6 protein-coding genes are annotated in these 23,473 nt (G+C 70.2%); 5 read left to right on the top strand and 1 reads right to left on the bottom strand.

Annotated features, from left to right (window positions below):
- The first annotated feature begins 89 nt into the window (after positions 1-89).
- Genes ACZ4S3_RS12720 through thiO form a run of 5 tightly spaced genes read left to right on the top strand, consistent with a single transcriptional unit; the run spans position 90 to position 16,199 of the window.
- Complete coding sequence (locus tag ACZ4S3_RS12720; protein ID WP_467931604.1) at positions 90-1,772, top strand: AMP-binding protein; 1,683 nt, start codon at positions 90-92, stop codon at positions 1,770-1,772.
- 44 nt (positions 1,773-1,816) lie between these two features.
- Positions 1,817-12,382 (top strand): SDR family NAD(P)-dependent oxidoreductase, encoded by a 10,566-nt coding sequence (locus ACZ4S3_RS12725; protein ID WP_467931438.1) that lies wholly within the window; start codon positions 1,817-1,819, stop codon positions 12,380-12,382.
- Positions 12,383-12,431: 49 nt separating this feature from the next.
- Positions 12,432-13,031 carry an FcoT family thioesterase gene (locus ACZ4S3_RS12730; protein WP_467931441.1) on the top strand — a complete coding sequence of 200 codons (600 nt, stop codon included), beginning with the start codon at positions 12,432-12,434 and terminating at the stop codon, positions 13,029-13,031.
- A complete protein-coding gene (locus ACZ4S3_RS12735; RefSeq protein ID WP_467931448.1) occupies positions 13,024-15,114 on the top strand; it encodes a type I polyketide synthase in 2,091 nt (696 codons plus the stop codon). Before ACZ4S3_RS12730 ends, ACZ4S3_RS12735 begins: the two co-directional genes overlap by 8 nt.
- Positions 15,111-16,199: a glycine oxidase ThiO gene (gene thiO / locus ACZ4S3_RS12740; protein ID WP_467931452.1), complete on the top strand. Its 1,089-nt coding sequence runs from the start codon at positions 15,111-15,113 to the stop codon at positions 16,197-16,199. The genes ACZ4S3_RS12735 and thiO overlap by 4 nt, the downstream gene beginning before the upstream one ends.
- A gap of 113 nt (positions 16,200-16,312) precedes the next feature.
- Here thiO and ACZ4S3_RS12745 read toward each other — a convergent pair whose 3' ends face one another.
- A complete protein-coding gene (locus ACZ4S3_RS12745; protein WP_467931608.1) occupies positions 16,313-23,467 on the bottom strand; it encodes an SDR family NAD(P)-dependent oxidoreductase in 7,155 nt (2,384 codons plus the stop codon).
- Positions 23,468-23,473 lie beyond the last annotated feature (6 nt).

Raw genomic sequence — 23,473 nt, forward strand, 5'->3', positions numbered from 1 at the left:
CCGGCAATTCAGTCCCATTGTTCCCGGCCACCTTCGTAGGGCGCAGGTGTCGACGTAACCCCTAGTGGCCCCTAATTCGTCCGGTGGCGATGGAGAGCGCTTGTGGGAGGGGAAAGTGCCCTGTTAGGCATAGGGGCTGGTTATTCCCAGGGCGGGGTGAATGGAAAGGGTGGCGGATGAGAATGCGCGGAGTGCGTCGGGCCCGGGCACACGCTTCGGTGGACAATCTGCGGACGTACCTGCTGGCTGCCGCCCGTAGCAACCCTGACCGTCCCGCAGTGGTCCAGCCGGCGGCGGACGGTGGTGTGGAGACGGTCACCTATGGCGAATTGGAACGGCGCACCGACCGCTGTGCCGAGGCGCTCGACGCACTCGGTCTGGACGTCGGTGATCGCGTCATCCTGGAGTCCGACACCGGTGTTGACGCCGTGGCGGTGCTCTTGGCCTGCGCCACGCTCGGATTGGCCTTTATTCCGGCCAGCGCCGAGACTCCGGACGAGCGGCTGCTGGCGATCATCGACAGCGCCGAACCCGCCCTCCACCTCCAGCCGGCAGGCGGACACCGCGAAGGCATTCCCGAGACGGTCGGCACCGCCCGGTTCGGCCCCCACGGGCTCAGGGTGGGGCGACCGCCCATGCCGAGAGTCCGCCGTCGCCGCGTGGTGACGCCGCTCGACACCGCGTACATCGTCTTCACTTCGGGGACCACGGGCCGGCCCAAAGGTGTGGTGATGAGCCACCGCGCGGTCATCGCGTTCCTTCGCGGCGCGGAGGCCGAGCAGCTCATCACGGTCGAGGACCGGGTGGCCAGCACCGCGCCGCTACAGTTCGACTTCGCACTGTTCGACATCGGATTCGCCCTCAGCCATGGCGCTGCGCTGGTACCCGTGCCGCGCGACCGGCTCAGCTGGCCGCGCCGCTTCCTCGCGTATCTCAGCGAGACCGGGGCAACCCAGGTCGACGGCGTTCCAGCGATCTGGCGTCCGGTGGTGCGGCACGAACCGGACCTGCTGACCGAACTGGGGGAGCGAGGCGCTCTGCGCCGGATCCTGTTCTCCGGGGAAAGCTTCCCACTGGATGAACTGCGGGGCCTGCAGACGTTGTTGCCGAAGGTTCACTTCACCAACGGTTACGGGGCGACAGAGACGATGGCCGCCTCGCTCACGGAGGTGCCCAACCCGCTGCCTCCCGGGACGGAACGCCTGTCGATCGGCTACGCGCACGCCGGCGCCGAGATGACACTGGTCGGGCCCGACGGACGCCCGGTGGAAGCGCCCGGAGTGCTCGGTGAAATCCACCTGCGCACCCCCTCGCTGTTCTCCGGCTACTGGGACGATCCTGAGGCCACCCGCGGCGTCCTGGTTCCCGATCCGCTCGACCCCAAGTCGGGGCGGCTGGTGTTCAAGTCCGGCGACATGGCGTCCATGGGGCCGGATGGCGAGCTGTACTTCCACGGACGCACCGACTCCCAGGTGCAGATCCGCGGTAACCGGGTCGAGCTGGATGAGGTGGAGCTCCGGATGAGCCGGTTCCCCGGCGTCACGAGCGCGGTCGCGATGCTCCTGCCGCGTGTGGACGGCGATCCGTCGCTGCACGCTTTCGTCACCCGAGCCGGAGGCGTGGAACTGGACGGCAAGGAGCTGATCGCGTTCTGCCGCACCGGGCTGCCCGCTTACATGGTCCCGCAAGGGGTGCAGGTGGTGGAGGAGTTCCCGCTGACCGCCAACGGGAAGGTCGACCGCGCCGCTCTGGCCGTCCACGCGGCGTCCTGATCTCCCGAAAGTCTCCAGGCCCTCTCCAGTTGTGGAGTATGCACATGACCGAGCAGCCCAGGACCGCGATGCTGGAACTGGTGCTGGCGCAGGCCGCCGCCGTGCTGCGCACCGCCGCCCCTGACACCCACACCGACGATGCCGCCGACGTGCCGGCCGATCGCCCGTTCCTGGAGTCGGGGCTGAACTCGCTGGGTCTGGTCCAACTGCACCGGCGGCTCACCGCCGAACTGGGTGTGGACCTGCCCGTCACGGTCGGCTTCGACCACCCGACTCCGGCGGCGTTGGCCCGTCACTTGGTGCAGTCGCTGCATGGCACCACCGAGCCGGACGAGCCGGCGGCACCCGCCGTGCCCGCGTCGTCCGGCGAGCAGATCGCGATCGTCGGAATCGGCTGCCGCTTTCCTGGCGGGATCGCTTCGCCCGAGGAACTATGGCGCATTCTGGCCGACGGCACCCACGTATGCACCGACTTTCCCACCGACCGGGGCTGGGACCTCGACCGCCTCTACGATCCGGACCCCGCCGCCACCGGCACCAGCTACGTGCGCCGCGGGGGATTCCTGCCCGACGCAGCCGACTTCGACGCCGACTTCTTCCAGATCAGCCCCAAAGAAGCCCTGGCCATGGACCCCCAGCAGCGACTGCTGCTGGAGACCTGCTGGGAGGCCCTCGAACGCGCGGGCATCGCCCCCGGCCGTCTGCGTGGCACCCCGTCGGGCGTATTTATCGGCATGGAGCCGCACGAGTACGGGCCGCGCACGCATGAGGCACCGGACGGCCTCGATGGCTACATTCTGGGAGGCAATCTGCCCAGTGTCGCGTCCGGCCGCATCGCCTACACGCTCGGCCTCGAAGGACCCACGCTCACCGTCGACACCGCCTGCTCGGGCTCGCTCACCGCCCTCCACCTGGCGGTGCGGTCATTGCAACGAGGCGAGTGCCAACTGGCGTTGGCGGGTGGCGTCACCGTGATCTCCAGTCCTGGTACGTTCACGACGTTCAGCCGTCAGCGCGGCCTGGCCCTCGACGGACGGGTCAAGGCGTTCGCGGCGACGGCGGACGGTACGTCCTTCGCCGAGGGCGCCGGGGTATTCGTCCTCACTCGCCTGACGGATGCGTTGCGCGCCGGGCACCCGGTGCTGGCCGTGGTCCGCGGCACCGCCATCAATCAGGACGGAGCCAGTAACGGTCTCACCGCACCCAACGGTCTCTCCCAGCGGCGCGTCATCCGCCTCGCGCTCCGCGACGCGGGACTCGGCCCGGACGAAGTCGACGCGGTCGAGGCACACGGCACCGGAACCACGCTCGGCGACCCCGTCGAGGGCCAGGCACTTATCGCCGCCTACGGACACGGACGCTCACCGGCCAGGCCCCTTTGGCTGGGTTCGGTGAAGTCGAACATCGGCCACACCGGCGCGGCGGCCGGGGCCGCCGGCGTGATCAAGATGGTGATGGCGATGCGGAATCGCACGCTGCCACGCACGCTGCACGTGGACGGACCGACCCCGCACGTCGACTGGTCGGACGGCACCGTCCGGCTCCTCACCGAAGCCGTTGCGTGGGAGTCCGCCGAGGTGCCCCGCCGCGCCGGCATCTCCTCGTTCGGCGCGAGCGGCACCAACGCCCACGTCATCATCGAGGAGCCGCCCGCGGCTGCGGAGAGCCCCGAAGTTCCCGAATCCGGACGCGCTGTGCCCGTCGTCCTGTCGGCGCAGGGGGAAGCCGCACTGCGTAGTCAGGCCGAAGGGCTCCTGAAGACCGTGCACCAGGTGCCCCTGCTGGATATCGCGTACTCGGCCGCCACCACTCGGGCCGCGCTGCGTGACCGGGCCACCATCATCGCCGCCGACCGTGACGAGCTGCGCCGTGGTCTCACCGCCCTGGCGAGCGGCGCGGCCGCGCCCGGACTGCTCACGGGGACGGCGACAGCGGCGGGAGGCCGGAACGCGTTCCTGTTCACCGGCCAAGGCAGCCAGCGACCGGGAATGGGACGCGAAATCGCCACGCGCTTCCCGGTGTTCGCGGAGGCGCTCCAGGAGGCGGCCGACCACCTCGACCTGCACCTCGACGAGCCGCTCGGCGACGTGCTGTTCGCCGCACCCGGGTCGCCGGAGGCCGAGCTGCTCCACCAGACCCGGTATGCGCAGGCCGCGCTGTTCGCCGTTGGGACCGCGCTGTTCCGGCTGCTTGAGTCGTGGGGCGTCACACCAGCTCTCCTCGCCGGACACTCCATCGGTGAGATCGCCGCCGCACACGCCGCCGGTGCCATGCCCCTGGCGGACGCCGCACTGCTGGTCGGTGCGCGCGGCACGCTGATGCAGGAGCTGACCGCCGGCGGTGCGATGGTCGCCGTCCAAGCGGAAGAGACGGAGGTGATTCCCTATCTGACCGACAGGGTGGCCATCGCCGCCGTCAACGGCCCGTGCGCGGTCGTGCTGTCAGGCGATGCTGACGCTGTCCTGTCCATCGCGGCACGCTTGGCCGAACGGGGACGCAGGACGCGGCGGCTCAAGGTCTCCCACGCGTTCCACTCCCCGACGATGGACCCGATGCTCGACGACTTCCGCCGAGTCGCCGAGACATTGACCTACGCACCGCCTGGCATCCCGGTCGTGTCGGGCCTGACCGGGAAGCCTGTCACCGCGTTCGACGCCGACCACTGGGTGCGGCATGTGCGCGAACCGGTGCGGTTCGCCGATGGCATGCGCTGGATGAAGTCCCAAGGCGCCACCACCTTCTTGGAACTGGGGCCCGATGCCGTGCTGTCCCCGATGGGACGCGACTGCCTGGACGATTCCGACGTCGCGTTCGCCCCGCTGCTGCGCGCGGGACAGGGCGAAGAACGGCAGGTCGTCACCGCGATCGGCCTGGCACACGCACGCGGCGTCGGCGTCGACTGGGATCGCATCTTCGCCGGGCGGGGCGCCCGCCGGATCGCGCTGCCCACGTACCCGTTTCAGCGCAGGCGGTACTGGCTGGATGCTGACAGCGGCCCCGCCACCGTCCGGCATCCGCTGCTGGACACCACCGTCAGATTGGCCGGTGCCGACGGACTGGTGCTGACCGGTCGCCTGTCGACCCGCTCGCAACCGTGGCTGGCCGACCACGTCATCGCGGACACGGTGCTCGTACCCGGCACGGTCCTGGTCGATTTGGCCCTCCACGCCGGGGACGAAGCAGGTTGCGGTGTTCTGGACGAGCTCACCCTTGAGCGGCCGCTGGTGCTGGTCGCGCAGGACGGGGTGGAGATCCAGGTCACCGTCGGTGCACCGGACGAGGCGGGCCGTCGTCCCGTCGAGATCCACGCACGTCCCGCACGCAGCGAGGAGAGCTGGGCCCGTCATGCCAGTGGGGTGCTGGCGGAACGCAGCATGGGGCCGGCGGCCGAAGCTGCCGCGTCCCTCCGGTGGCCGCCCGCAGAGGCCGAACCCCTCGACATCGACGGACTCTACGAGCGCCAGGCCGCACAGGGGTACGGGTACGGGCGCGCGTTCCAAAACGTACGCGCAGCCTGGCGCCGCGGGAACGAGGTGTTCGCCGAGGTCGCGCTGGACGGTGCGAGGGCAGAACGGTTCGGGCTGCATCCGGCGCTGCTGGACGCCTCGTTGCATGCCGCCGAGGGGCCGGAGAACGACGGACAGGTGCGCCTCCCCTTCGTCTGGCGCGGCGTCGAACTGCACACCACCGGTGCCACGGCGGTGCGCGTCCACCTCGTCCCAGTGGGCCCTGACGAGGTATCTGCCGAGTTGACCGACCCCACCGGCGAACCCGTCGCCACGGTACGGTCGATCGTCCAGCGGCCCGTGCCGCCGGACGGCCTGAGGACGTCCGGGGAGCGGGACGGCTCACTGCTTCGCCTCGAATGGACCGAGATCCAGACGCCACCGGAACCCGGCGCCGCTGCCGAGGAGTTCCATCTGGCCTACCTCCCGGCCACCTTTCCCGGCACCCCGGCCGAGGCGGCACACGCGGCGGCGCTGCACGCCTTGGAGCTGGTCCAGAGTGCGTTGCGCGACGGCACCCGGCTGGCGATCGTCACGCGCGGCGCGCCGGGCGACATGAGGCTCGCGCCCGCCTGCGCACTGGTGCGCTCCGCCCAGGCCGAGCACCCCGGGCGGTTCGCACTCGTTGACGCCGACCGCGATGCGTCCGAACGAGAGGTGCGCGCCGCGCTGGCCTCATACAGCTCGTATGAGCCTCAATTTGCCGTGCATGACGGTGTGGTGAGCGTGCCGCGGCTGACCAGGGTGTTCGCGCCGGAGGAGGCGCACCCCGTCGAGTGGAATCCGACCGGCACGGTACTGATCACCGGCGGGACCGGCGGGCTGGGCGGGCTGGTCGCCCGTCACCTCGTTCGTGAGCACGGTGTCAAGCACCTGCTGCTCACCGGGCGGCGCGGCCCGGACGCTCCAGGCGCGGCCGAGCTGGCCGTCGAGCTGACCGCGCTGGGCGCCACACCTACCGTCTCGGCCTGTGACACAGCCGACCGTGACGCGTTGGCAGCGCTGCTGGGCACGATCCCCGACGAGCACCCGCTCACGGCCGTCGTCCACTGTGCCGGGACCGTCGACGACGGGCTGGCAGGATCGCTCGCGTCCGAGCAGGTCGACACCGTCTTCCACGGAAAGGTGGACGGAGCCTGGCATCTGCACGAGCTGACCCGGGACCGTCCACTGGCCGCATTCGTATTGTTCTCGTCCCTCGCCGGAACCCTCGGTGCGGCCGGCCAGGCCAACTACGCCGCCGCCAACGCCTTCCTGGACGCGCTCGCCGAACACCGCGCAGCACACGGCCTTCCGGCGACGTCCCTTGCGTGGAACCTGTGGGCGGGCGATGTGGGAATGGGTGCCCGCCTGGACGAGGTGACGCTCCGTCGGGCCGAGCGTTCCGGCCTCCCGGCCCTGAGTGCACCGGATAATCTCGCCCTCCTCGATCAGGCCCTCGCGAACCCGGCACCGGCAGTCGTGCCGTTGCGCTTCGACGCACACGCACTGCGGGCCCGTGCCGACGGCGTTCCGTCCCTGCTGCAAGGCCTGGTCCGTGCCCCGGCGCGTCGCCGTGCAGGCACCCTCTCGGCCTGGGGCGGGCCCGGCGGTGCACTCGCCGACCGATTGGCCGGGAAGTCGGACGCCGAACGCGAACGGATCGTCTCCGAGCTGGTCCGGGCACAGATCGCACGGGTTCTCGGCCACAACAGTGCCACCGCGATCGACCCCCGCCGGACCTTTACAGAGTTGGGCTTCGACTCCCTGGGAGCCGTCGAACTCCGCAACGCACTCGGTACGGCCACCGGTCTCCGGCTGCCTTCCACGCTGATCTTTGACCATCCGACCCCGCACGCCCTGACGGAGCGTGTGCTCGACAGGATCCAAGGCACCGCACCCGCCATCTCCGCACCGCGGACCACCGCTCGGGCCGCGGCGGACGAACCGATCGCGATCGTGGCCATGGCCTGCCGCTACCCCGGCGGGGTGAGCACTCCCGACGATCTGTGGCGCCTGGTCGCCCACGGCAGTGACGCGATCACGCCCTTCCCCGACGATCGGGGCTGGGATATCCAAGACATCTACCACCCCGAACCCGGCAGGTTCGGCACCACGTACACGCGTGAAGGCGGCTTCCTGCACGACGCGGCGCAATTCGACCCCGCCTTCTTCGGCATCAGCCCGAAGGAAGCCCAGGCGATGGATCCGCAGCAACGCCTCCTCCTGGAGGTCGCCTGGGAGGCCATCGAGCGTGGCGGCATCGATCCGCAGTCGCTGAAGGGCAGTGACACCGGAGTGTTCGCCGGGATCATGTACCACGACTGGGCGCCGCGCTCCCGCGATGTGTCCGAGGACCTCGCGGGCTTCACCGCCGCCGGCAGTCTGGGCAGTGTCGCCTCCGGCCGCATCGCCTACACCCTGGGTCTCGAAGGCCCGGCCATCACCGTCGACACCGCCTGCTCCTCCTCGTTGGTCGCCCTGCACTGGGCAGCCCAGGCGCTACGGCAGGGCGACTGCTCCCTTGCCCTGGCCGGCGGCGCCACGGTCATGGCCACGCCCGAGACCTTCCTCGGGATGAGCCTCCAGAGAGGCCTGGCCGCCGACGGCCGTTGCAAGGCCTACGGTGCGGCCGCCGACGGAACGGGCTGGGCCGAGGGCGCCGGACTCCTCCTGCTGGAACGCCTGTCGGACGCGCATCGTGCCGGGCACCCGGTGCTCGCGGTGATCCGCGGCTCCGCGGTCAACCAGGACGGCGCGTCCAACGGTCTGACCGCTCCCAGTGGACCAGCCCAACAGCGAGTGATCCGGCAGGCGTTGTCTGCTGCCGACCTGGCTCCCGCCGATATCGACGCCGTCGAGGGTCACGGCACCGGTACGACCCTCGGCGATCCGATCGAGGCCCAGGCACTGATGGCCACCTACGGGCAGGAGCGCGCGAACGGGAGCCCGCTGTGGCTCGGGTCGGTCAAATCCAACCTCGGGCACACACAGGCCGCGGCGGGCGTCGCGGGCGTCATCAAGATGGTGATGGCGATGAGGCACGGACTGCTCCCCGCTACGCTGCACGCCGACCCCCCGTCCCCGCACATCGACTGGACCGAGGGCGCCGTCGAACTGCTCACCGGCCCCCGAGAATGGTCGCGGAACGGTCACCCACGTCGCGCCGGGGTGTCCTCGTTCGGCGTCAGCGGCACCAATGCCCATGTGATCGTCGAGGAGCCGCCGCCACCCGGCCCGGAAGAGCCACGCGGTGAGCGTCTCCCGGCCGTCCCCCTGACCGTCTCGGCGGCCTCCACCGAGGCGCTGCGCGACCAGGCGGCCCGGATCGCCGCCCATCTCCGGGATCATGAGGACCTGGCCGCACTCGACGTCGCGGCCTCGCTGGCCCGCGGCCGCGCCGCCCTGGAACACCGCGCGGTGATCGTGGAAGCCGACCGCGACGGCCTGCTCGCCGGGCTCGACGCGCTGGCTGCGGGCAACACCTCGACCTCCGTCGTCCAGGGGGTGCAGCGTGGCGACGCGCGGGCCATGTTCGTCTTTCCCGGACAGGGGTCGCAGTGGAACGGCATGGGCGCGGAACTGCTGGAGCATTCAGCGCCCTTCGCGGCCCGCCTCGGCGAGTGCGCCAAGGCCCTTGAGCCATACGTTGACTGGAACCTGCTCGATGTGTTGCACGGCGCCCCCGGTGCCCCCTCCTTGGACGATGTCGACGTTGTACAGCCCGCACTCTGGGCGGTGTTGGTGTCGCTGGCCGAGGCATGGCGTGCCGCCGGCGTCAAACCGGCCGCGGTCGTCGGCCATTCCCAGGGCGAGATCGCTGCCGCCTGCGTCGCCGGTGCTTTGTCGCTGGAGGATGGCGCTCGCGTGGTCGCCCGGCGCAGCCAGATCATCCGCCAAGAGCTGGCGGGCCGTGGCGGGATGCTGTCGGTGTCCCTGCCCGCTGAACAGATGACCGCATACTTAGCCGGTCGACAGCCCGGCCTCCAGATCGCTGTCGTCAACAGCCACCGGTCCGTCGTGGTGAGCGGCGACCTGCACGCCGTCGACGAGTTGCAAGCTGGCCTGGACGCCGACGGCATCCAGGTGCGTCGTCTCCCCGTCGACTACGCTTCCCACTCGGTGTGCGTGGAGGAGGTACGCGACCGGCTGCTGTCCGAGCTGACCGGCCTCGCGCCGCGGACCTCGTCCGTGCCGTTCTATTCCACGGTCACCGCGGGACCACTGGACACCGCCGGGCTGGATGCCGGGTACTGGTACGCCAACCTGCGGAAGACCGTCCGGTTCGAGGAGACGACTCGGGCATTGCTGGCCGACGGCTTCGAGCTCTTCGTCGAGGCCGGTCCGCATCCCGTACTGCTGGCAGGGCTCGGCGAGACGGCGGAGTCGGCCGGGGTGCCGGCCGCGCTCATCGGCTCGCTGCGCCGCGACGGCGGCGGCCCGCGAGAGTTCCTCACCTCTCAGGCCGAGGCGCATGTGCGGGGTGTCACCGTCGACTGGCGGACCCACTTCGCCGATACCGGAGCCCGCCGCGTCGACCTGCCCACCTACCCCTTTCAGCGCAAGCGGTACTGGCTGGACGTGGCCGGACGCCCCGCTGATGCCTCGTGCATGGGGCAGGCCCCGACCGGCCATCCGCTGGTGGGTGCGGCCGTGTCGGTCGCCGGAGCCGGGGGCGTGCTGCTCACCGGACGTCTGTCACTATCTGCCCAGCCGTGGCTCGCGGACCATGTCGTCGGCGACGCCGTCCTCTTCCCGGGGGTGGGCTTCGTTGAACTGGCCGTCCGGGCGGGCGACGAGGTGGGCCGCGGGCGCTTGGATGAGTTGACGCTGGAGGCGCCGCTCGCCCTCCCCGCGCGCGGCGGAGTCGCGATCCAGGTCGTCGTCGGCGCCGATATGCGCACCGTGTCGATCCACTCCCGGGTCGAGGACGCCGCCGCCGACGCCGCCTGGACGCGGCACGCCCAGGGCGCGCTCGGCGATACCGGTCGCGAGCCGTCCCGTGAGTCAGCGCTCTGGCCGCCGCTCGGTGCCGAACCGGTCGACCTCGCGGGTTTCTACGATCGGACGTCGGACGGCGGCCCGAGGTACGGGCCGGCGTTCCAGGGGATGCGCGCGGCCTGGCGGACCGGTGACGACGAGGTGTGTGCGGACATCGTCCTGCCCGAGCGGATCGCCGACGGCGCTTCGCGATTCGGGCTGCACCCGGCGGCGTTCGATGCGGCGCTGCACGCCAGCGCCCTGCTAGCCACCGACGCCGATCGCGCCGCGCTCCCGTTCGTCTGGACGGGAGTGGACCTGCATGCCTCGGGCGCCACGGCGCTCAGACTGCGCATGAGCCGCGTCGCAGAGAACGAGTTCGCGCTGCGCCTCTCCGACACTGCGGGCCGTCCCGTCGCATCCGTCGAGTCGCTCGTCCTGCGCCACCTGACCACCGGCCGGTCGACGCCGGCAGACACGTCCCACGACTCGCTGTTCGAGCTCGTGTGGATGCCCGCTGTGCCGGGCAACGGGCCCGCTTCCCGGACGGTCGTCCACCGCTGTGAGGGCGGGACGTCCGTGCAGGCGGTGCACACGGAAACCGTCTCGGCACTGCGCGTCCTCCAGGACAGGCTGCGGGAGGACCACGCCGACGGCACCACGCTGGCAGTCGTCACACGCGGCGCCGTATCCGTGGCCGGTGAAGGCGTCACCGATCTCGCCGGCGCAGCCGTCTGGGGCCTGGTCCGCAGCGCCCAGACGGAGAACCCTGGCCGCATCGTCCTGATCGACCTGGATCCCTGCGCCGCCGACACGGATTCCACCGAGACCGTCCTCGACCGGGCGATGGCCACCGGCGAACCGGGAATCGCGGTGCGCTCCGGTGCTCTCCACCGCCCACGCCTGGCCCGCGTGGCCGATACCCGGACCGGCCCCGCGGCCACCGTCTTCGGCGACCGGCCAGGCACTGTACTCGTCACCGGCGGCACGGGGACGCTGGGCAGCCTGGTCGCCCGTCACCTGGTCACCACGCACGGCGTCACCGACCTGCTGCTCACCAGCCGGCGTGGCCCCGACGCCGCGGGGGCGGCCGAGCTGATCTCGGAGCTGACCGAACACGGCGCCCGGGCCGAGGTGATCGCCTGCGACGTCGCCGACCGCGACGCACTGGCCGCCGTGCTGTCAGGCCGTACTCTCGCCGGAGTCGTCCACACCGCCGGGGCCCTCGACGACGGCACCCTCGCCTCGCTGACGCCGGAAAAGATGACCGCGGTACTGCGCCCCAAGGTCGACGCCGCGCTGAACCTGCACGAGCTCACCCTCGGCCAGGACCTGGCGGCTTTCGTGCTCTTCTCGTCCGCGGCAGGCGTCACCGGAGGCGCAGGGCAGGGCAACTACGCCGCCGCCAACACCTTCCTGGACGGCCTGGCCGAGTACCGGCGCGCACAGGGGTTGCCCGCGCAGTCCCTGGGCTGGGGGCTGTGGGAGGAAGCCAGAGGTATGACCGCTGCGCTGGACGACGCCGACCTCTCCGCGATGCGCCAGAACGGCGTCCTGCCCCTTCCCACCGACGAGGGGCTTGCGCTGCTGGATGCCGCCGCAGCGCTCGACCGGGCATTCCTGGTGCCTGCCCGGATCGACCTGACCGGTCGGCACCGCGCCGACGTGCCGTACCTGTTGCGCGACCTGGTGCGAGGCCCGTCGCGACGCGTCGTCGGCCCCGCCGGATCCGCCGGCGAGCCCGGCGAGAGCCTGCGGGAACGGCTCGCCCGCCTCACGCCGGTCCGCCGCGAACTGGCCCTGCTGGACATCGTGCGCGCACAGGCAGCTGCCATCCTCGGCCATGACGGCATCGACGAGGTCGACCCCGATCGTTCCTTCCGCGAGATGGGCTTCGACTCCCTTGCCGCCGTACGGTTCCGTAACGGAATCAGCGAGCAGGTCGGCGAGCGCCTCCCCGCGACCCTCGTCTTTGACCACCCGACGCCGCTCACCCTGACGCGGCGCCTACTGGACGAACTGGCCATCAGCAAAGCGGAGTCGGAGCCGGACCAGGACGGCCAAGACCACACCGCGAAGATCCAGAACATGAGCCTGGCCGAACTCCTCCGTACCGCGGCGCAACGGTCAGGAGAGCCTCAATGATCGTGTCGAGCCACCACCTCAACGGCGTCCCGTGAAAGGCAGAACCGACATGACCCAGTTGCTCGGCCACACCGAACAGCGTGTCTTTCCCACCGATGAGGATCTGCTGCACCGGGTGCTGACTCCGTATCGGGCCAAGCGGTGCGAGTACCTGACCTCGGCCACGGTCACCGTGGAGGGCGACCCCCGCGACGGCGGACGGCTCGAAGCGGCCTGCACCTTCGATATCTCCGAGTCCTGCTACATCGACGACACCGGCCACTTCAATTCGGTCGAGTTCAACATCTGCTTCAACCAGATGGCCTATTACCTGATGGCCAAGTCGGTACAGGAGTCGCTGGTCGAGCCGTTCTCCCGTTGGACGATGGAGGAGTTCTGGTCGAGACAGCTCGCGGACGTGTTCATCACCGACTTCAAGAGCACCTTCCGCAGGCCCCTGCGTGGCCGTCGCTTCGACGGGGCGATCGAGATCGCCGACATCGCGGAATGGGAGGGCAACGACCTGCGCGAACCTCTGGTGATCCTGCGGACCAGGTGCCGCTACTCGGACGAGCACGGTGGTGGAAGCCACGGCGAGGTCGCGGCGGCCATCACCAATCCTCCTGAGAGCCGACCCCGCTCGGCCGCCCCGAAGGAAGACCATGCCTAGTCCAGAACGGCCCGGGCCGCCTCAGGAGGCCCACCAGGTGGACATCGCTCATCTTTACGACCGGCTGGCTGATCGGGGCCTCGAGTACGGTCCCGCGTTCCGCACCCTGCGGGCGGTGTGGTCGAACGGCGAGGAGGCTCACGCCGATGCCGCGCTCGGGCGGACATCCGGCGAGCCCGACGGCTACCTCCTGCACCCGGCGCTGCTCGACGCCGCACTGCAGACCGCTCTGGTGCCGGGCCTCGATCATGAGGACGGCACGTTTCTGCCGTTCGCACTGCGCGGGGTACGTGTCCACAAGCCGGGCGCCCGCACCGTCCACGTCCATACCGTCCCGTGCGACAGCGGCGTCTCTCTCGAGCTGACCGACGATGACGGTGCGCCGGTCGCCGCGATCGGCAGCCTCGTCATGCGCCCCGTCACCGCCGATCAGCTCCATGCCGCCGCGCAGCGTGCTCAGTTGCTGCGTGTGGTCTGGAAGTCCGTAGCGCTGCCATCGGCCGCCCCGGGCCAACAGCGCTGGGCATTTCTCGGCACCGATCGCATCGGTGTGACCGGCGCGCTCAAGTCCATTGACCGCACCTTCGATGTGCACCCCTCGCTCCATGCTCTCGAGGCGTCGCTCGGCAGCGGTCCACAGCCGCCCGACGTGGTCCTGGTCTCCTGCGCGGATGAGGATTCGCCGGCGCGCTCCACGGCGCAACGCGCTCTCCTGCTCGTGCAGGAGTGGCTGTCCGACAGCCGGCTGGCCGCGACCCGCCTCGTGTTCGTCTCCAGCGGCGCAGTCGCAGCCGCTCCTGGGGAAGCTCTGCCCGATGTGCCGGGCGCGGCCGTGTGGGGGCTGGTGCGCAGCGCGCAGGCCGAACACCCGGGACGTTTCACCCTCATCGATGTCGACGACCCCGGGGCTTCGGGACACGCCCTCGCCGCCGCAGCAGCCGCCGACGAACCGCAACTCGCGGTGCGCCGCGGCGCTCTGTTCCGGCCGCGCCTGGTCCGCTGCCCGCGGCTGTCACGTCGCACCGGCCTCGCCGGCACCGTGGTGATGACCGGCGGCACGGGAGCCCTCGGCCGTTTGGTCGCCCGGCACTTGGTCGTCCGTCACGACGTACGGCATCTCGTGCTGCTCAGCCGAAGCGGCGCCGACGCACCAGGTGCCGCCGAGCTGACCGCCGAGCTGGCCGGACGCGGTGCCCGCGTCGACGTGGTGGCCTGCGACGTCGCCGACCGCTCGGCACTGGAACGAGTCCTGGCAGAGGTTCCCGCTCCCTCGGCCGTTATTCACGCCGCGGGTGTGGTGTCCGACGTCGCCGTCGATGCTCTGACCCCGCACAGGCTCGACCAGGTCCTGCTCCCGAAAGCCGATGCTGCGCTCCACTTGCATGAACTGATCCGGGACCCGGACTGCGCGTTCGTGATGTTCTCTTCCATGGCCGGCCTGACCGGAAACCCGGGGCAGGCCAACTACGCCGCCGCCAACGCCGTTCTCGACGCGCTCGCCCACCACCGTCGCGCCATGGGGCTGCGCGGCATCTCTCTGACCTGGGGACTGTGGGGGGGCGCGGAGGGCATGGCCTCCGGGCTGTCCGCCGTCGACCTCGCCCGCATCGGGCGCACCGGCCTCGTCCCGCTCGGGCACGAACAGGGCCTGAGCCTCTTCGACGCCGCGCTGGCAGCCGACGAGGCAGTACTCGCGCCCGTCCGGTTGAACGAGTCGGGACTCACCGGGGACGCATCACCCTTGTTGACCGACCTGATGCCGGCCCGCTCCGGGAGGCACACCCCGGCCAAGACGCTCCGCAGTCGTCTGGCCGATCTGCCCGAGGCCGAACGCGACGGTGCCGTCGTCGAGTGCGTCCGCACGGCGGTTGCCGCCGCCCTCGGCCACGACAGCCCCGACGACGTCGATCCCGATCGCGAGTTCAGCGCTGTCGGTCTGGACTCCCTCGGGAACCTGGAAGTCAGCCGGCGCCTGGCGTCCGCGACCGGACTACGGCTCCCGGCAACCCTCGCCTTCGATCACCCGACCCCCGCGAAACTGGCCTCCCATCTGCGGCGACTCCTTCAGGAGAGCGCATCGTGAACATTGTTGTCATCGGCGGTGGCGTCATCGGCCTGGCGGTCGCTTGGCGAGCCCAGCACTCCGGCCTGAACGTCACAGTGATCGACCCGGAGCCGGCCAGCAAGGCTTCGCACGTCTCGGCAGGCCTGCTGGGACCTGGCAATGAACAGCTCTACGGCCAGAAGGACCTCCTGCACCTGTGCATGGCCTCCCGCGACCGCTACCCGTCCTTCGTCGCAGAACTGACGGAGTTCGCCCCGGTCGGCTACCGGCGCGACGGGGTACTGGACGCCGCTTTCGATGAGGACGCGCTGCAGACCCTCGACCGGCAGCAGTCCTTTCAGGAATCGCTGGGTATCCGCACCGAACGCCTCACCCCAGAAGAGTGTGCCAAGCTCCAGCCGGCCTTTGCCCCTACCCTCGGCGGCCTGCTCTCGCCCGACGACGGCGCCATCGACCCACGGGTCCTGACCGCGGCTCTGTGCACGGCGATCGAGGCGCTGGGTGGCACTCTCGTCCGCCAACGCGCCAACCGGGTAGGGGGCCACACCCTCTTTCTCGACAACGGCGACACCGTGGCCTTCGACCGCCTCGTCCTCGCTGCCGGCTGCTGGACGCACCACATCGACGGCCTTCCCCGGGGAACGGTCCCGGAGATCCGTCCCGTCAAGGGCCAGATCCTGCGTCTGCGCTCCGACACGCCCTTGCTCAACATGACGGCCCGCGCCCTGTCCAGAGGGTCGTCCCTCTACCTCGTGCCGCGCCTGGACGGTGAGCTCGTCGTCGGCGCCACCTACGAGGAGTGCGGCTACGACGAGACCGTCACCGTCGCCGGCACGCGCGAGCTTCTCACCAGAGCCTCCGAGTTCCTACCCCGCGTGGGTGCCCTTCGTCTCAGCGAGACCGGAGTGGGGCTCCGGCCCGGTTCACCCGACGACCTCCCCCTCATCGGTCCCACCGCCGTCCCGGACGTCTTCCTGGCCTCCGGACACTTCCGCATGGGCGTCCTACTCGCTCCCGTCACCGCCGATGCCCTTGTCTCCTACCTCATCGACCGCGCTCCGCAGGCCGCTGCCGCCCCGTTCAGCCCGCTTCGCCTGAGCTGAGGATCGCCGTCGCCGGTGGGCTCAACGGCTCCCACTGCCGTTGAGCCCGCTCGTCATTCCCGTTCCTCGGCCGGAAGTGCCCCGAGGGATGGCCGGGCGAGTCTCTTGGACCGTCAGGGTGCGCTCAGGATGCCCGTCGCGTTGTCGATCCAGGCACGGTCCTCCTCGCAGCGGGACCTGACAGTGACAGTACGCAGTGCGGCCGGGGCCGCCTCGGGACCAACGATGACCTGGAGGAGAGCGGCCCCCTGGGAGCCGAAAGTGACGGGGGTTTTCATGACAAGTTCGGCGATCTCCTCGCTACCGACCGCCTGTGCGGCGTACATCGCGAGCTCGACGATGGCGGTGCCCGGAAGGATGACAGTGCCCATGACGACATGGTCGTTGAGCCAACGATGTGTTGCCGACGACACGCGACCGGTGAACAGACGGCTACCGCACGGGAGTTCGGTGGACGTGGCGAGCATCGGATGGGCGGCAGGGTCCAACCCAAGGCCGGTGGACGAGCCGTCCGGAGCCGGAGCATCGAGCCAGTAGCGGCGGCGCTGGAAAGCATACGAGGGAAGGCTGACGACCCGGGCCCCGCGCCGGCCGAGGTACTCCGCCCAGTTGACGGCGATCCCTCCCACGTGAGCCTCGGTGAGGCCCTCGACCACACTGGTCGGTTCGTGCCGTCCAGGACGGAGCAGCGGCACGGCAACGACCCGGGGGAGGGCTTCGCGGGCGAGCGCGGTGAGGCCGGCGCCGGGGCCGATTTCGATGCAGGCGTTGACGCCTCTGTCGTGCAGCGTGGTGAGGCCGTCGTGGAAGCGGGTGGTGTTGCGGAGGTGATCGGCCCAGTAGCCGGCGGTGATGGTCTCGGAGCCGATGGATCGCCCGGTGACGGTGGAGATCAAGGGCGTGTGGGGTGGGTGATAGGTCACGGCCCCGGCGATTCGGCGGAACTCGTCGAGTACGGGGTCCATGTGGGGCGAGTGAAACGCGTGGCTGACGGCTAGTCGGCGGGTGCCACGCCCCCGGGCGGAGAACTCACCGGCGATGCTGGTGACATCGCCTTCGTCGCCGGAGACAACGACGGAGCGGCGGCCATTGACGGCGGCGATGCCGACACCTCTGGTGAGATGGGGGACAACCTCGCCCTCGGTCGCCTGGATCGCCATCATCACACCGTCGGCGGGCAGCCGGTCCATCAGGACAGCGCGCGCGGCGACGAGACGTGCCGCATCCCGGAGGCTGAGGACTCCCGCGGTGTGAGCGGCCGTGATCTCCCCGATGGAATGGCCGATGAGGTGGGTGGGGGCAAGGCCGAATTCGTCTTTGAGGAGGTGCGTGAGGGCTGTTTGGAGAGCGAAGAGGGCTGGTTGGGTGTTCCGGGTGCGGCGGAGCAGGTCGGTGTCGTCGGCGAAGACGACGTCCTGGAGGGCATGTGCGGCCTCCAGATGGCGGTCGAGGGCGGCGCATGCTTCGTCGAACATGACCCGGAAGGCGGGAAAGGTGTCGTACAACTGCCGGCCCATGCCCGCGTATTGAACGCCTTGCCCGGTGAACATGAAGGCGACCTCTTCACCGCCTGCCAGGTTCTCGGACGCGGTTGGGGAAGGGCGGTCGGCGAGGACACGGAGCTGGCTGAGGAGCTGACCGCGTGAGGTGCCGGTGACGGAGGCGCGGTGTTCGAAGGTGGTGCGGGTGGTGGCCAGGGAGTAGGCGATGTCGGCAGGGTGCAGTTCCGGGTGTTCGGTGACGTGGTCGAGGAGGCGTCGGGCCTGGGCCGGGAGAGCGTCCGGGGTCTTGGCGGACAGGAGCCAGGGGAGGGGGGTTTCTTGCCTGGTGGGTGTGTGGGGGGTGGTGGGTGTGGGTGGGGCTTCGAGGATGAGGTGGGCGTTGGTGCCGCTGATGCCGAAGGAGGAGATGGCGGCGCGGCGTGGGTGGGCGTTTTTTGGCCACTGCCGGGGCTTGGTGAGGAGTTGGAGGGTGCGTGGTGTCCAGTCGATGTGGGGGGTGGGTTGGTCGATGTGGAGGGTTTTGGGGAGGTGGGCGTGTTGGATGGCCATGACCATTTTGATGACGCCGGCGATGCCGGCGGCGGCTTGGGTGTGGCCGATGTTGGATTTGAGGGAGCCGAGCCAGAGGGGTTGGTTTGGGTTGCGGTGTTGGCCGTATGCGGTGTGGAGTGCTTGGGCTTCGATGGGGTCGCCGAGGGTGGTGCCGGTGCCGTGGGCTTCGATGGCGTCGATGTCGGTGGGGGTGAGGCCGGCGTGGTGGAGGGCGGTGTGGATGACGCGTTGTTGGGAGGGGCCGTTGGGGGCGGTGAGGCCGTTGGAGGCGCCGTCTTGGTTGATGGCTGAGCCGCGGATGATGGCGAGGATGGGGTGGTTGTTGGTCTGGGCGTGGCTGAGGCGTTCGAGGAGTACGATGCCTGCGCCTTCTGCCCAGGCGACTCCGTCGGCGGTTGCTGCGAAGGATTTGCAGCGTCCGTCTGGGGAGAGTCCGCGTTGGTGGCTGAATTCGATGAACATGCCTGGTGTTGCCATGACGGTGGCGCCGCCGGCGAGGGCCATGGTGCATTCGTTGTTGCGGATGGCCTGGCAGGCTTGGTGGAGGGCGACGAGGGAGGAGGAGCAGGCGGTGTCGACCGTCACTGCCGGGCCCTCCAGCCCGAAGGCGTATGCCACACGCCCCGAAGCCACGCTGGCCGTGGTTCCGGTCAGCAGGTACCCCTCGACGCGCTCGGTGCCCTGGTGTGTGAGGGAGGCGTACTCCTGGGTGACGACGCCCGCGAACACGCCTGTAGAGCTGCCGCGCATGACGGTGGGGTCGATCCCGGCGCTTTCGAACGCCTCCCAGCTGGTTTCGAGGAGGAGTCGTTGCTGGGGGTCCACGGCGAGTGCTTCGCGGGGGGAGATGCCGAAGAACTCGGCATCAAACTTGTCTGCGTCGTAGAGGAACCCGCCCTGGCGTGCGTAGGTCTTCCCAGGGGCTTCGGGGTCGGCGTCAAAGAGATTGTCGAGATCCCAACCCCGGTTCTCGGGGAACGGGCCCACCGCGTCACGGCCCTCTGCCACCAGGCGCCACAGTTCCTCCGGTGTGTTGACGCCGCCGGGCAATCGGCACCCCATGCCCACGATCGCGATTGGTTCGGCCCCCTCGGCCCTCGCTGGGGTGGTGGGGCGGGCGGTGGCGATGGTCTGCGCAGCGGCTTCACCTGGTCGCTCGCCCTCCATCACCTCAGCCCGGATGTGGTCGGCCAATGCCGCTGGAGTGGGGTGGTCGAACAGCAGGGTCGCGGGGAGTCGCATCCCCGATGCCTTATTAAGCGTATTGCGCAGTTCCACCGAGCTGAGCGAGTCGAAACCCAGCTCCCTGAAAGAGTTCTTGGGGTCGATAGCGCCTGGTGATTCGTGCCCGAGGACGGCAGCCGTGTGCCGGAGCAGGAAGTCCAGGACGACCCTGTACTGCTCAGGCCGCGCACGGCCCGCCATCGACTTTCGCAGGTCGCCCGTGTGCTTGGCCTCGGCCGACTGCACCGCCCATTGCGCGGGAGACCGGACCAGCCCACGGAAGATCGGCGCAACCGGGACGGACGCGGCGCGGGCACGCAGGCCCGCGAGGTCGAGCGCGGCGGGGACCGACACCGTCGGCCCCGTCGTGAGCGCGGCATCGAAGTGTGCGAGTGCCCGTTCGGGAGGCATCGGCAGTAAGCCGGTACGGCTCATACGCGCCCGGTCCCGCTCGTCGAGGGTTCCGGCCATGCCGCCGCTCTGCTCCCACAGCCCCCAGGCGAGCGACTTCCCCGGCAGACCGCACGCACGGCGGTGCTCGGCCAACGCATCGAGGAAGCTGTTGGCCGCGGCATAGTTGGCTTGCCCGGGAGCGCCGAGAGTGCCGACTGCCGACGAGAACAGCACGAAGGCGTCCAGGTCACTGCTCCGGGTCAGCAGGTGGAGGTTCCACGCCGCGTCAGCTTTCGCGCGGAGCACTCCGTCGAGACGCTCGGTGCCGAGCTCCGTGACGACGCCGTCGTCGAGCACCCCAGCGCAGTGCACCACCGCGCCGAGCGGATGCTCCTCCGGCACGGCTGCGAGCAGGGCCTCCAACGACTCCCGGTCGGCGGCGTCACAGGCCGCAATCGTGACCTCGGCGCCGGACTCGGCGAGTTCCGCGGCAAGGGTGTCCTCGGGCTGCGCGCCGCGCCGGCTGATGAGCAGCAGCCTTCTGGCGCCGTGTGCGCTGACCAGGTGCCGGGCGACCACGCTGCCCAGCGCACCGGTGCCGCCGGTGATGAGTACCGTCTTGTCCGGGCCGAAGGGCGGGCGGAGCGAGGCCGCCGGACCGGAGCCGCAGCGCTCGTCCGTGGCGACACGAGCCAGACGCGGAACCAGCATTCGGCCTTTGCGCAGGGCGAGTTGGGGTTCCTCGCTGACGACGGCGGTCGGGAGGGCCTCCAGGGACGCGGCGGAGCCGTCGACGTCGATCAGCGTGAAGCGGTCCGGATGCTCCAACTGGGCCGAGCGGACCAGGCCCCACACGGACGCCCCGGCGATGTCCACCGGCTCATCGCCGCTACCGGTGGACATCGCACGCTCGGTGAGGATCACAAGACGGGAGCCAGGATGTTCCCCGGACAACACCTTCTGGACCAGGTCGAGCACGCGACGCGTGAGGTCATGTGAGGCCTGTGCCGGGTTGGTGTCGTTCGCGCCGACACACCACGTGACGAACGTGTTCGGCCCAGCAGTCTCCTCGCCCGCCGCCGTTGGCGACGCCACTCCGTACGGTGCGATCTTGACGGCGGAACCGAACGCGGAGAGCGCCGCCGTGAAGCGCTCACTGTCCGCGGTCCCCGCTTCCTGGGCTTCTGGCACGGCGACTACCGTCCACCTGGACTCGGTCGTGCTCCGGTTCTGGTTCTCGGGCAGCGTAACGGGGAGCCAGTCGACCTCGTAGAGCTCACCCGCACCGGCGGCACGCGCGCCGGCGAGTTGCTCGGGACCGACCGCCCGCATGGCGAGTGAGTCGATCGTCATCACCGGCGCGCCCGTCCGGTCGCCGATGACCAGTGACACGGTGTCTGCTGTCGTCCGCGTGAGGCGGATCCGGAGGGCTCTCGCCCCCGTCGTGTGGCGGAATACGCCGCGCCACGAGAACGGAACCCTGATCGAGTCGGCCGCCGCCTCGTCCGCCATCACGAGCGCCGCCGGCTGGAGTGCCGAGTCGAGCAGGCCGGGGTGGATACCGTAAGCACCGGGTTCCGTGTCGGAGGGAAGGGCGGTCTCCGCCCATGTGGTGTCTCCCTCCTGCCAGGCCGCCTGCACCCCGCGGAACAATGGACCATAGCCGAAGCCGGCGCCGGTGATCCGCCGGTAGAACTCCTCAGTGTCGAGCGAGTCCCCGGCAGCCGGGGGCCAGACGTCGTCCGTGAGCATCCCGGCAGTTACGGGTGCCTCACTCCGCCCGGCCGCGAAGGTCCCCGTGGCATGGCAGGTCCACTCGTCCGTGACCGGGGCACCCTCCGGCCGGGAGTAGACCACGAGCGCGCGCCGTCCGGATTCGTCCGTCGGCTCGACGCGGACCCGCAGTTGCAGGGCACCGCGCTCCGGCACGGCCAGGAACTCGTGATGAGTGAGTTCCTCGATGTGGTCGCAGCCCAGGTGGCGCGCCGCATCGAGGAGAAAGTCTACGAACGCCACTCCGGGCACGATGAGTGTCCCGAAAACGGCGTGCTCGCTGACCCAGGATGGTTCGGATGCGCGGATGCGGCCGGTGAAGAGGTGCCCGCCGCCCTCGGGGAGTTCGGCGAGGGCACTCAGCACCGGGTGGCCGGTAGCCCGCAAGCCCAGGCCGCGGGCATTCGCGTCGGGCCGCGTCGCCGTCAGCCAGTGGCGCCGGTACTGGAAGGGGTAGGTGGGCAGGTCGACCCGCCGGGGCCGGTGCACGTCGAATACGCTTGCCCAGCTCACCGGCATCCCTGCGGCATGGGCCCGCCCCACAGCGGTCATCAGGGCCCGCGGCTCTTCCCAGTTGCGGTGCAGGGTGGGAACCAGCGCCGAGGTCCCGCCACTCGTCGTCAGGCACTCCCGGACCATGGCCGTCAGGACGCCCCCCGGCCCCAGCTCCACGTACCGGCGTACCCCCAGAGCCTCCAGCCGGCCCACCACCTCGGCGAACCGGACCGGCTCACGCGCCTGCCGCACCCAGTAGCCGGCTCCGGTCACCTCACCGGCCGCACTCGCCGTCACCATGGGAATGTGGGGCTCGGCATAATCCAGCCGCTCTGTGACCCGGCCGAACTCCTCCAACATCGGATTCATCAACGGGGAGTGGAAGGCATGCGAGACCTTCAGCTGCCGCGACCGGCGCTCGCCTAGTCGCCTCACCACCGCCGCGACCGCATCCTGGGCGCCCGACAGCACCACCGACGACGGGCCGTTGACCGCCCCCAGAGCGACGTGGCCCTCCAGGCCGTCCAGCAGTCCCGCGACCTCTTCCTCAGTCGCCTCGACCGCCACCATCGCGCCACCGGAAGGCAGCGCCTGCATCAACCGCGCCCGTTCCGTGACCAACAACGCCGCATCCGCCAGCGAGAGCACCCCGGCGACATGCGCCGCAGCCACCTCACCGACCGAATGCCCGGCCACGAAGTCCGGCACGACGCCCCAGGATTCCATCAACCGGAACAACGCCACTTCCACCGCGAAGATCGCTGGCTGAGTGAACTGCGTGCGTGCCAGGGCCTCCTCGTCCGCTCCCCACAGCACCTGACGTACAGCGGGATCCAGAGCCTCACACGCTTCGTCGAATGCGGTGCGGAAGACGGGATACGTCTCGTACAGTTCCCTTCCCAAACCGGTGTACTGGGAGCCCTGGCCGGTGAAGAGGAAGGCGGACTTGCCGGGCTGGCCAGCGCCGCGCAGGACGTTGGGGGACGGGGCGCCGTGAGTAAGGGCGCGTAGGGCCTGGCCGAGCGTTTCGTGTTCGGCCGCGACGACGGCGGCGCGGTGTTCGAAGGTGGTGCGGGTGGTGGCCAGGGAGTAGGCGATGTCGGTGAGGCGTAGCTCGGGGTGTTCGGTGACGTGATCGAGGAGCTGTTGGGCCTGGTCGCACAGGGCTTTTTCGGTCCTGGCGGACAGCACGTAGGGAAGGGGGGCGTTCTTTGCGGTGTCGCGGTCGGGGTTGTGGTGCTGCCTGGTGGGTGTGTGGGGGGTGGTGGGTGTGGGTGGGGCTTCGAGGATGAGGTGGGCGTTGGTGCCGCTGATGCCGAAGGAGGAGATGGCGGC

The organism is Streptomyces sp. NPDC028368 (assembly GCF_055565615.1).

Excerpts from the sequence above, each read along its gene's own strand:
- ACZ4S3_RS12730 (WP_467931441.1), top strand. The coding sequence starts at position 12,432 with ATGACCCAGTTGCTCGGCCACACCGAACAGCGTGTCTTTCCCACCGAT.
- ACZ4S3_RS12725 (WP_467931438.1), top strand. The coding sequence starts at position 1,817 with ATGACCGAGCAGCCCAGGACCGCGATGCTGGAACTGGTGCTGGCGCAG.
- ACZ4S3_RS12720 (WP_467931604.1), top strand. The coding sequence starts at position 90 with ATGGAGAGCGCTTGTGGGAGGGGAAAGTGCCCTGTTAGGCATAGGGGC.
- ACZ4S3_RS12735 (WP_467931448.1), top strand. The coding sequence starts at position 13,024 with ATGCCTAGTCCAGAACGGCCCGGGCCGCCTCAGGAGGCCCACCAGGTG.